This is a genomic window from Clostridium sp. DFI.1.208, from assembly GCF_024463855.1.
Lineage (GTDB): Bacteria > Bacillota_I > Bacilli_A > Erysipelotrichales > Erysipelotrichaceae > Clostridium_AQ.
On record NZ_JANGCA010000084.1, the window covers coordinates 1 to 12,112 of the forward strand.

The 12,112-nt window shown below is 46.2% G+C and carries 10 protein-coding genes; all 10 read left to right on the plus strand.

Translation table 11 applies throughout. The features are described from left to right. Nucleotides 1–430 precede the first annotated feature (430 nt). The 10 genes from NE665_RS22070 (at nt 431) to phnX (ending at nt 11,972) form a co-directional block, all read left to right on the plus strand. A complete protein-coding gene (locus NE665_RS22070; RefSeq protein ID WP_117443721.1) occupies nt 431–1,258 on the plus strand; it encodes an energy-coupling factor transporter ATPase in 828 nt (275 codons plus the stop codon). Beyond that, nucleotides 1,234–2,094, plus strand: a complete 861-nt coding sequence (locus NE665_RS22075; RefSeq protein ID WP_233104825.1) for an energy-coupling factor transporter ATPase — start codon at nt 1,234–1,236, stop codon at nt 2,092–2,094. The genes NE665_RS22070 and NE665_RS22075 overlap by 25 nt, the downstream gene beginning before the upstream one ends. Then, on the plus strand, nt 2,087–2,887 hold the full coding sequence (locus NE665_RS22080) for an energy-coupling factor transporter transmembrane component T (protein ID WP_002607461.1): 801 nt from the start codon (nt 2,087–2,089) through the stop codon (nt 2,885–2,887). Before NE665_RS22075 ends, NE665_RS22080 begins: the two co-directional genes overlap by 8 nt. Further along, complete coding sequence (gene truA / locus NE665_RS22085; protein ID WP_002607462.1) at nt 2,880–3,638, plus strand: tRNA pseudouridine(38-40) synthase TruA; 759 nt, start codon at nt 2,880–2,882, stop codon at nt 3,636–3,638. The genes NE665_RS22080 and truA overlap by 8 nt, the downstream gene beginning before the upstream one ends. Nucleotides 3,639–3,903: 265 nt before the next feature. Next, nucleotides 3,904–5,307 (plus strand): cation:dicarboxylase symporter family transporter, encoded by a 1,404-nt coding sequence (locus NE665_RS22090; RefSeq protein WP_117443722.1) that lies wholly within the window; start codon nt 3,904–3,906, stop codon nt 5,305–5,307. A 279-nt stretch (nt 5,308–5,586) separates the two neighbouring features. Beyond that, nucleotides 5,587–6,411 (plus strand): TraX family protein, encoded by an 825-nt coding sequence (locus NE665_RS22095; protein ID WP_233104826.1) that lies wholly within the window; start codon nt 5,587–5,589, stop codon nt 6,409–6,411. Between the two features lie 317 nt (nt 6,412–6,728). Then, nucleotides 6,729–7,481, plus strand: a complete 753-nt coding sequence (locus NE665_RS22100; RefSeq protein WP_065530675.1) for an ABC transporter ATP-binding protein — start codon at nt 6,729–6,731, stop codon at nt 7,479–7,481. Then, complete coding sequence (locus NE665_RS22105; protein WP_117443723.1) at nt 7,474–10,080, plus strand: ABC transporter permease subunit; 2,607 nt, start codon at nt 7,474–7,476, stop codon at nt 10,078–10,080. The genes NE665_RS22100 and NE665_RS22105 overlap by 8 nt, the downstream gene beginning before the upstream one ends. 13 nt (nt 10,081–10,093) lie before the next feature. Continuing rightward, nucleotides 10,094–11,188 carry a 2-aminoethylphosphonate--pyruvate transaminase gene (gene phnW, locus NE665_RS22110; RefSeq protein ID WP_117443724.1) on the plus strand — a complete coding sequence of 365 codons (1,095 nt, stop codon included), beginning with the start codon at nt 10,094–10,096 and terminating at the stop codon, nt 11,186–11,188. 1 nt (nt 11,189) lies between these two features. Beyond that, nucleotides 11,190–11,972 (plus strand): phosphonoacetaldehyde hydrolase, encoded by a 783-nt coding sequence (gene phnX / locus NE665_RS22115; protein WP_117443725.1) that lies wholly within the window; start codon nt 11,190–11,192, stop codon nt 11,970–11,972. Nucleotides 11,973–12,112: the final 140 nt, after the last annotated feature.

Consider the following 12,112-nt stretch of genomic DNA (forward strand, 5'->3'; position numbering starts at 1 on the left):
TCATTTTTGGCATAATAAATGGCAGAAACGTCGACTATTTTTGGGTTTATGAAGTACGTTTCTGCCACAGATATTCTATCAGATTTTAAAAAGACTGTCGACAGTCACTTTGTCAACAGTCTGAAGCAGGATAATTTTATTGATTATCCTGCTTTTCATTGATAAAGAACAGGATGTTTAACGCGGGTGACATCCGTAAATCAGCAGGTGAAAAAATTTTATATAGGATACAGCATAATCGCTGTTTATATAATGAAGAATTGATGGTTTCTCTGCTTTACATACCAGAACCGAAAAAGCATGAAGAAACCTCATACATATAAGGAAGAATCCATGGTTTATGCTGTTAGTTTTGTTTTACACAGTAGATTTATTGTGTTCACTTTCGATTCGTTGTATAATAAAAACGCTATAATTTTGAGGTGAGAACATGGAAAAAATACGTGTGGAGGATCTGACCTTCTCTTATGATAAGGAAACAAATGCAGTGGAGCATGTTTCTTTTTCAATTGAAGAGGGAAGCTATACAACCATTATCGGACATAACGGAAGCGGCAAGTCAACGATTGCTAAGCTGTTGATCGGTTTGCTGGATAAGGATCAGGGACATATTTATGTGGATCAGGATGAACTGAGCATGGACACCCTGTATGATATTCGCAATAAGGTGGGAATCGTGTTTCAGAATCCCGACAACCAGTTTATCGGCGCTACCGTAGCGGATGATATCGCGTTCGGGTTGGAAAATCATCAGGTGGAAATGGAAAAAATGCAGCCGATTATCGAACGTTTTGCACAGAAGGTGAAAATGACGGAATATATGCAGAGTGAACCGACCAAGCTGTCCGGCGGGCAGAAGCAGCGTGTGGCAATCGCCGGTGTTCTTGCCATGTCTCCGCAGATTCTTATTTTTGATGAATCCACGAGTATGCTGGACCCGCAGGGAAAAGCGGAAATCAATGAGCTGATTCAGGAAATTCATAAAGAAAGCAAGATTACAATTATTTCGATAACCCATGACATTGAAGAGGTCAGTAAGTCGGACTATGTCATCGTCATGGATGGCGGACACGTGGTTATGAAGGGACTTCCTGACGATATTTTAAGAAAAGAAAAAGAGCTGATCGATCTTCAGCTGGATATACCGTTTGCCTTAAAGTTCACAAAGGCCATGCGTGCACATGGTGTGGATATGATGGATTGCACAACGATGGAAAAGGTGGTGGATGAAGTATGCCGATTACATTTCGAAAAGTAGCACATACCTATAATGCGGATTCTCCGTTTTCCTATGCAGCCTTAAAGGGCATTGATCTGGAGATTCCCGAGGGTAGGGTAACTGCCATTATCGGTGAAACCGGCAGTGGAAAGTCTACCCTGGTACAGCATCTGAATGCGCTGCTGCTTCCTACGGAGGGAGAAGTGCAGATTCTGGATAAAACGATTACCGCCGGCAGCAAGCCAAAAAATCTGAAGGAGCTGCGCCGTCTGGTCGGTCTGGTGTTCCAGTTTCCGGAATATCAGCTGTTTGAAGAAACCATTGAAAAGGATATCAGCTTCGGACCGAAGAATTTCGGCGTCAGTGCTGAGGAAGCGGCACAGCGTGCGAAGGAGGTACTGAAGGTCGTCGGTTTGGATGAAAGCTACCTGCAGCGCTCACCGTTTGATTTATCCGGGGGACAGAAGCGAAGAATTGCCATTGCCGGAATCCTTGCCATGAACCCGGATGTGCTTGTACTGGATGAGCCGACAGCCGGACTGGATCCGCAGGGAGCCAGCGATATGATGCGGCTGTTTGTGGATATGAATAAGAAATACGGAAAAACCGTTTTGATCGTAACACATGATATGGAGCATGTATTACAATATTGTGAAGAGGTTGTCGTTGTTCAGGACGGAAGCATCAAAAAGCACTGTGATGTGCAGTACTTCTTTGAAACCGTAGAGCTCCTGCAGGAGCTGAATATCAATCCCCCGGCTGTGATACGGCTTCGGGAAGAGCTGATTCGCCGCGGCTTTTCCATCGACCGCACTCTGCTGGACATGGACAAGCTGGCTGCGGCTGTCGCTTGTGAGGTGAAGAAGCATGAATAATATCGCACTTGGAAAATATCTGCCGCTGGATTCCATCATTCATCATATGGATCCCAGAGCCAAAATCGGTGCCATGCTGATTATGATGATTGCGATTTTCATACCGGCAGGCTATGCGGGCTATGGAGTTATTGCGGCTGCGGTCATCGGAACTGCTCTGCTGGCACGTTTAAAGCTGTCCTTTTTATGGAGAGCAATGAAGCCGATGCTGTTCATGCTGACGTTTCTGCTCATCATCAATCTGCTGGTTATCCGTGACGGGGATGTTCTGTTTACCATATTCGGATTTTCTGTCTACACCGGGGCAATTGCACAGACCCTGTATATCGTTGTCCGTCTTGCTTTAATGATTATGATTACCACAATTCTGACTGCCACCACAAAGCCGCTGGAGCTGACGCTGGGAATCGAAGACCTGCTGAAGCCGTTTCAGGTCATTCATGTACCTGCTCATGAAATTGCCATGATGATTTCCATCGCGCTGCGCTTTATTCCAACGCTGATTGAAGAAACACAGCGCATCATGAAGGCGCAGGCATCCCGTGGTGTGGATATGGAGGAGGGAAGCCTGATGGAAAAGGTGAAGGCGATTCTTTCTCTGATTGTACCGCTGTTTGTATCTGCATTCCAGCGTGCCGAGGATCTGGCGTATGCCATGGAGGCAAGAGGCTATATCCCCAACCGTATGCGGACGCGCTATAAGCAGCTGAAGATGGAAGGCAGAGATTATGTTCTGCTTAGTGCATCTGTTCTGGTTTTCGCTGCAATGGTTGCTATGATGCTGTATGCCTAGATATAAGGTGATTCTCAGCTATGACGGTACTGCCTACGGAGGCTGGCAGCGGCAGACGAATACGCATTCCATACAGCAGGAAATTGAAGCAGCCATGGAAAAAATCGAAGGCAGCTTTATCCGTATTACGGCAAGTGGAAGAACAGATGCCCATGTGCATGCACTCGGACAGGTATTTCATTTTGATTCCGCTAAGGATCTGGCACCGGAGAACTGGAGGCGTGCTTTAAATTCCCTGCTTCCTCACGATATCCGGATACAGGATGTATGTCTTGTAGAGGATGACTTCCACGCACGCTTTCATGCGGTAAGCAAGCGCTATGATTATCTGATTACAACGGATGTGAACAATCCGTTTTATTATCATTATATGGGGAAGGATCGCAAGGTGCTGGATGTAAAACGTATGAGTGAATGTGCCAGAGTGTTTCTGGGAACCCATGATTTTACAAGCTTCACCAGCAGCAAGCTTGATCCGCGCAAATCAAAGGTCAAAACCATCACCCGTTTGGATATCGTACAGGAGGAGCATGCTGTCCGCCTTGTTTTCGAGGGGAACGGTTTTTTGCGCTATATGGTGCGTATGATTGCACAGACCCTGATTGAAGCAGGCAAGCATCGTCTGGATGTTGCGGATGTCAAACAGATGCTGTATGGGCAAGATAAGCATCTGTGCCGGTATAAGGCACAGGCGGAAGGACTTTATCTGGTCCACGTAACCTATGCGGATACGAAAAAAACAAAGGAATAAGTACAAAATGACTTGCTATCGGCAGGTCGTTTTTCTGTTTGCAGATGTTCTCAAAAATGCACATTTCCTTTTCATGCCTGCAAAATGTGGGTTAAGGAAAGCAAGCTGCTGTTTTCGCCTGTACCGAGGGCTTTTAAACAGCATATGATAAAAAACAGGTATAAAAGCTTGGATATGGTTCATAACATAAAAGAGCAGTAAGCATATGACTTGAAAAAACAAAGCTGCTTGTATATGATAGTCAGGTACAACGAGGAGGGGTTTTATGAAAAACGTGTTTCTAAGCCAGTTTCTGATGATCAGTGAGTGGAAAACCATTGTGTTTCTCATCGCCTATCTGCTGCTGGCTTTTGCAGTATATAAGCTTCCAAAGAAAAAATTCAGCTTTTCCAGCAAGGTGCTGATTGCGACTGTGCTCGGTCTGGCACTGGGACTTGCCATGCAGGCGGTATCCGGTTTTGCGGCAGACCCGATGAAGATTCCGTTTGTGAATGAAACGACACTGTGGTATTCGCTTATCGGTAACGGCTTCATTGATTTTATCCGTATGCTGGTAATTCCGCTTGTCATGGTTTCCATCATTCATGTTATCCTTCATATGGATGAGCGTGAAAATGTACGCAAGCTTGTAAAACACAGTATTCTTACTACCATGGGTATGGTGGCCGTTGCCGCTGTTGTCGGTCTGACACTGGGAATCGTCTTTCAGCTTGGAGGCAGCGGAAGTGCCGCATCCATCACAAACGGAGAGATGAAGGAGGTCGTACCGGTTGTGACGACTCTGCGCAATCTGATACCTGCCAATCCTGTGGAAGCCATGGTCAACAGCAATGTTGTTGGACTGGTAATCTTCTCCGCATTTTTCGGGCTTGCGGCACGCCGTATGCAGAAAAAGCACCCGGATACCATGAAGGTGTTTTATGAGCTGATCGATGCTCTGCACAAGATTATCATCAGTATTGCCATGACGATTATTAAAGGAATGCCGTATGCGGTTTTGGCATTGTTGGCGAATACGATTGCACAGCGCGGATTGAACAGCATTCTGGAGGTTGGAAAATTCATTGTAATTTTGTATATCGCATGTCTGGTACAACTGCTCATCCAGCTGCTCGCCATTTCCTTCTTCAAGGTCAATCCGATTACGTATTTGAAGAAAAGCTATTCTCTGTTACTGCTTGCCTTCACCTCCCGAAGCTCTCTGGGGGTTCTGCCGGCAACGATTGATACACTGACGCAAAAGCTCGGTGTGTCACAGGGAACCGCAAGCTTTGTGTCCAGCTTTGGAACCACAGCCGGTATGCAGGGCTGTGCCGGTGTATTTCCGGCGCTTTTGATAGTCTATGTGGCGAATACCAGTGGAACACCGATTGACATCAGTTTGATCATCATGTCCATCATCGTCATCACCATTGGCTCCATCGGTATTGCCGGCATTCCGGGAACAAGTACCATGGCAGCCTCTGTTTCACTCTCCGGTGTCGGTCTTGGCGCATCCTTTGCCTATATCACACCGATTCTGGCGATTGATCCCATTATCGATATGATGCGTACGATGCTGAATGTATCCGGATCACTGACGAATGCGATCATGGTTGACCGTCAGCTGGAGCTGATGGATATGGAGCTGTATCAGGATATGACGGGTAAGGAATCGGAAAAGGAATAAAATACGTGCATGGACTGAACCCACGCACGTATGAAACAGGAGAAACAGGAACGGGCTTAGCCTACACCTGTTTCTTTTTTTATAATACATATGGCTGAGTGCAGAGAAATTGAGCAGATGTTACTGTGTCTGTTGTCAGGAAAGTTGTTTTTTCTGTTTCAGAGCGTCTCTTATTTTGTGGAGGTGAGCTATCACAGCTATTGGCATCGTGTGCTTTGTATATTATAATGGAATAGTACAGCTTGGGTAAATTTATGGAGAAAAGCAGGCGCAAGGCTGGTGGAAACGACAAGAACAACGTTATATCGACTGAGAAAGCAGATGAAGAATATAACACTGAATCAGGCGTCCTTGAAGCTGATTGCAATGGGGCTGATGCTGCTGGACCATATATATAAGATTTTCTGTTTTGATATACTGGATTTTCTTCTGGCTCATACCACCATGCCACAGGAGGTAATACAGTGGGGAATTCAGCTGATTGGCATGCTTGGCGCCGCCTCCTTCTGGATTTTTGCATTTTTCATAGCGGAGGGCTGCCGCAGAACCCGCAATCGCAGCGCCTACCTGATTCGATTGCTGATTATGGGGCTGATATCGGAAATCCCCTTTCAGTATATGATTTGTATTTTGCTGGATGCTCCGCTCACTCTACACCTTGCTTTAACGAACATTTTTTTCACCCTTTTTCTGGGAGCCGCTGCTATTATGGCCTATAATGCATTCCGAAGCAGACAAGCGCTTCAAAAGCTCTCCCTTCTTCCCTTGTTGCTCTGCATGCTCCTCGCATATTTCCTGCAAACATACTACGGTGCCCTTGGTGTTCTGGCAATTTTTGTCTGCTATTACGGAAGCAATCAATATCGTCTGTATCGTCTGGGAGGGGTCATCTTACTGGAAGCCTTCACTCTTCTCATACAGGGACAAAGCCTGCAGGCAGATGATCTGCTGTATACTTTCCTATATATCCTCTACGCTTCGTTGTCTTTGCTGCTGTTATCCCGGTATAACGGTAAAAAAGGAACCCTGCCAAAATGGATCTTCTATACCTTCTATCCCCTGCATATCACCATTCTGGTTGCTTTATATACCGCCATGCATTAAAAATGACAGGAAAATTCAAATTAAAAGCCGTTCCTTGCACGAATCCTGCAAAATATTCATTTTTTGTCTATGAAATTGAATTATGAACATAGAAGAGCTGTTATTTACCAATTCGTTAAATAACAGCTCTTTTCATTGCTTTTCTGTGAACATATGCCAGGCGAAGCAGGAAATATAACAGAGAATTTACATAATTTATAAAATGTTAAGGGTTGGTAAAAAGGGCGTTAACACTTGATGAAAGCTATTGTAATCTTTTTTCACTTTTCTATAATGGACACAAGCGAGTAAAACCATCGCGATGAGGAGAGTGAAGTATGCTGACACTGAATAATCTGAAGAAATCGTATGATCAGACATCGATTCTCAACGGAATCAGTCTATCGATAGAGACCGGGGAAATCGTTTCCATTCTGGGACCGAGCGGAAGCGGAAAAACAACCCTGCTGAATTGTATACTGGGCATTACAGACATTGACAGCGGGAGTGTGGTATTCAACGGACAGGATGTCACCGGAGTATCCATGGAGGAGCGCGGCTTCAATATCGTATTTCAGGACTATGCCCTGTTTCCGAATCTGAACGCCTATGAAAATATCACCTATGGTCTGAAGAATAAGCCCGGTATTTCCACACAGCAGGAGGTGAATGAGCTGATTGAGCTGCTGGGGCTTTCTCAGCATCTGGATAAGCACATCGACCAGCTGTCCGGCGGCCAGAAGCAGCGTGTGGCACTAGCCAGAACCATGGTCATGAAACCGAAAATTTTATTGCTCGATGAGCCGCTGAGTGCGCTGGATGGTGTCATCAAGGAAAGCATCAAGGAGAAGATCAAAACGATCGCCAAGGAATTTCACCTGACAACGATCATTGTCACCCACGATCCGGAGGAGGCGCTGACCTTATCTGACCGCGTGCTGATCATGAAGGATGGCAGCATTTCCCAGTATGCGAAGCCAAAGGATATCATCGAGCATCCGCAAAACAGCTTTGTGAAGGAATTCATCCTGAACCAGCTGGAGATCAAACGCAATAATATCTTTACGCTGTTTGGAGAAACATATGCATAAAAAGCAGCTGGAGCTAAAGGGAATCTATGTGGTTCTGGCAGTTTTGTTTCTCGTATTTCTCTTTATGCCGGTCGCCATTCTACTGTATAAATCCTTTGAAAGCGGAGCCTCGCTGACACTGCAGCATTATCGTGATTTGATCTTCAGCGACAAATTTGTGAACGCCTTTGCCAACAGCTTCACCGTATCCGGCATCAGTGCCCTGGTGACAACACTGCTTGCCTTTCTTATGGCCTACACCATCAATTATACCAATATATCGCAGAGGCTGAAGAAGGGAATCCGCAGTATTGCCACTCTGCCGATGCTCCTGCCTACGATCACCTATGGCTTTGCCATTATATATACATTCGGAAAGCAGGGACTGCTGAGTAAGCTGCTGCATGTGCAGCTGTTTGATATATACGGCTTCAACGGTCTTCTGATCGGTTATGTGATCTATACGCTGCCGATTGCCTTTTTGCTTGTGAACAATACGATGAAATTCATTGATAAGAAATTTATTATCGTTTCAAAAATCATGGGGGATTCCGGAGGGAAGCGCTTCTGGATGACCGCCCTGTCACCGATGATTCCAACCCTTGCGGCAGCCTTTCTTCAGGCATTCTTTCTGAGCTTTACCGACTTTGGTATCCCGGCGGCCGTTGGTGGCGAGTTTGCGGTTGTCGCAACCACGCTGTACAATGAAATGCTCGGCTCCATCCCGAACTTCAGCAACGGTGCGGTTGTCGCCATGATGATGCTGCTTCCTTCCATCATCAGTATCGTTCTTCTGAACTATCTGGAACGCTATAATGTTCGCTACAATAAAATCAGCAGCATTGAGCTGCCGGAAAACAAGGGGCGTGATTTGTGGTGCGGTCTTGGCTCAGGTCTTATCCTATGCAGTATTCTGCTTGTATTTACAGTTATCATCCTGCTGCCGTTTGTAAAGGAATGGCCGTATGATATCAGCTTTTCCCTGCAGCATTTCACAGATACGCTGGCCAGTGCCAACTTATTGTCGGTTTACCGCAATTCACTCATTGTATCCCTGGGCACAGCGGCTTGTGGAACACTGGTCGCGTATGGCTCGGCTCTTGTGACGACACGCAGCACGCTTCCTGTACTGTGCAGAAAAAGTATTGATGCCATCAGCAGTATAGCCAATACCATACCGGGAATGGTCATCGGTATTGCCTTCCTGTTCGCATTCAGCGGCACACCGCTGCAAAACACCTTCTGGATCATCATTCTCTGTAATATGATTCATTTCTTCTCCACCCCGTATGTGATGGCGAAGAACACACTGGGAAAGCTGAATACCTCCTATGAAACTACGGCAATGCTGATGGGGGACAGCTGGTTCAAAACGATACGAAGAGTGGTTATTCCCAATTCCAAAAGCACGATACTGGAGATGTTCAGCTATTATTTCATCAATTCCATGGTGACGATTTCTGCCCTGATTTTCATTGTTGGCGCAAAAACAGCAGTGCTGACAACCAAGATCAAGGAGCTGCAGCATTTTGCGAAATTCGATCAGATTTTCGTTCTGTCTCTACTGATCCTTCTGACAAATCTGCTGGTAAAGGGAATCATTCTCTTCGTTACACAGAAGAAGGAGGAGAAGAAAGCAAGAAGTGTCCGTATGAAGAAATATGCACTTGGCATTCTTGCCGGCGGTGTTGTGCTGTTCACCTTCGTATTCGGACAGGGAAAGGAGCCTGTAGTAATTTACTCCAATGCGGATGAGGAAGCACTGGTGGCGATACAGCATGCACTGGATGAAAACGGCTTTCAGGATCAATATGTCCTGCAATCGTTTGGAACGAGTGAGCTTGGTGGAAAAATCATGGCGGAAGGTAAGAATCTGGAAGCGGATATTATCACGATGAGCTCCTATTATATAGACAGTGCCCAGCAAAAAAACGATATGTTTGATAAGCTGACCTTTCCGACACCGACACTGAAAACCTATTCCGATTACGATACTCCGCTGACGGCATTGGAGGGAGCGATGATTGTGAATACCAGCGTACTGAAGGAAAAGCAGCTGCCGGTGCCAGTCTCCCTGAAGGAGCTTGCGAATCCGAAATATAAGGGAATGATTTCAATACCTGATATCAAGGCAAGCAGTACCGGCTGGCTACTCGTACAGGCATTGCTGGATACTTATGGGGAAGCGGAGGGCAAAGAAATCCTAACCGCAATCCTTGATAATGTCGGTCCGCATCTGGAATCCAGTGGCTCAGGTCCTTTGAAAAAGGTACGCTCCGGAGAGGTCGGCATTGCCTTCGGGCTGCGGCATCAGGCCCTTGCGGATAAGGAAAAGGGACTTCCTATCGACTGTATTGATCCGATTGAAGGCAATTATTCCCTTACGGAAAGCATTGCCGTTGTAAAAAAGGAAAACGTGAATAAGACGGCAATGGCTATGGCACGCTGCATTATGGAAAATGGGAGAAGAGATATTCTGTATACCTATCCAACTGCACTTTATGAAGGCGAACAGGTGGAGAAAAAATATGCAAGTAAATATCCGCGGGTATTTAAGAGAGCATTGAGTGTAGAGCTTTTAGAAGAGCATCAGGCATTCTTTGAAGGCTGTAGAAAATAAGGAGAGAAGACAAATGAAAACATACAAGCTATTAACACCGGGACCACTGACGACAACAGACAGTGTAAAGCAGGAGATGCTGTTTGACCACTGTACATGGGATGAGGATTATAAGCAGATTACGCAGCGGATCCGAAGAGAGCTGCTGCAGCTGGCACATGTCGATGAGACTGCATATACAACCGTACTGATGCAGGGCTCCGGCACCTTCGGTGTGGAAAGTGTGATTTCCAGTGTGATTCCTGAAGATGGCTGTCTGCTGCTGCTCAGCAATGGCGCTTATGGGGAACGAATCGCCGCAATGTGTCGCTATCATCACATTAACTGCGTTCATATTGCACAGGATTATGATAAAATACCGGATCGGATGAAAGCAGAGGAAGCGCTGCAGCAGCATCCGGAAATTACGCATATCGCAATGATTCACAGTGAAACGACAACCGGCATTCTCAATGATATTCAATCCATTGGCGAGCTGGCAAAGACGTATCATAAGGTCTTTATCGTGGATGCGATGTCAAGCTTTGCCGGTGTGGATATTCCGATGCATGACTGGCACATCGATTTTCTGGTAAGCTCAGCCAATAAGTGTATTCAGGGGGTTCCAGGCTTCTCCTTTATCATCGCAAGAAGAGAGCTGTTGGTCGCTTCTAAAGGCTGTGCACGCAGCCTGTCCTTGGACCTGTACGATCAGTGGGCCGGCATGGAGAAGGATGGAAAATGGCGCTATACCTCTCCTACGCATGTTGTTCTGGCATTTGCCAAGGCGATGGAGGAGCTGCAAAAGGAAGGCGGTATTCCTGCAAGAAGTAAACGCTATGCACATAATCGTGATGTATTGATTGAGGAATTCGGCAAGCTTGGCTTCCATCCTTATGTGGAAAAGGCGGTACAGGGTCCAATCATCACAACCTTCCTGTATCCGGAAACAGATTTTGATTTCGCACAGATGTATCGCTTTATCAAGGAGCGAGGCTATGCGATTTATCCGGGAAAGCTGACGGATAAGGATACCTTCCGCATCGGAACGATTGGTGAGATTTATGAGGAGGATATCCTGCGGCTGGCACAGATTATGAAAGAGTATATGGAAAGCAGAGGAAACTGATATGAAAATAGAGGGAATTATATTTGACTGGGCAGGAACGACGGTAGATTACGGCTGCTTTGCACCGGTACAGGCATTTGTGGAGGTATTTCATGCGTTTGGCATGGAGGTTACGATGGAGGAAACGAGAAAGCCGATGGGGATGCTGAAGCGTGATCACATCAAGACCATGCTGGAAATGCCGAGAATTGAGGGATTGTGGAAAAGCGCACATGGCCGTGCAGTAACGGAAGCGGATATCGATGCAATGCATGATACCTTTACGGAAAAGTTGATGAGCATACTGGATCAGTTTGCCGACCCGAAGCCCTATGTCGTGGAAACGATTGCAAGGCTGCGGGCTATGGGACTGGCGATTGGCTCTACCACCGGCTATACCGATCAGATGATGACGGTTGTAACGCGTGTCGCAAAGGAAAAGGGCTATGCTCCGGATTTCTGGATTTCACCGAACAGCGTGGATAACTATGGAAGACCATACCCGTATATGATTTTTGAGAACCTGAAGCAGCTGCATATCCGTGATGTACACGCAGCCGTTAAGGTAGGGGATACAATCTCTGATATTAAGGAAGGCGTTGCGGCAGGTGTGATCTCTGTTGGAATTCTGGAGGGAAGCTCCCTGATGGGACTGACGCAAACGGAGTACGAGGCACTCAGCGCACAGGAAAAGGAAGCGCTATGTGCACGCCTGCGCAAGGAGTATATACAGGCAGGAGCCGATTATGTCGTGCAGGATATACGTGAATTGCCTGCACTGATTGCAAAGCTGAACGATAAATAGACCCGCTATGGCGGGTTTCAGACTGTTGACAAAGTGACTGTCGACAGTCTTTTTAAAATCTGATAGAATATCTGTGGCAGAAACGTACTTCATAAACCCAAAAATAGTCGACGTTTCTGCCATTTATTATGCCAAAAATG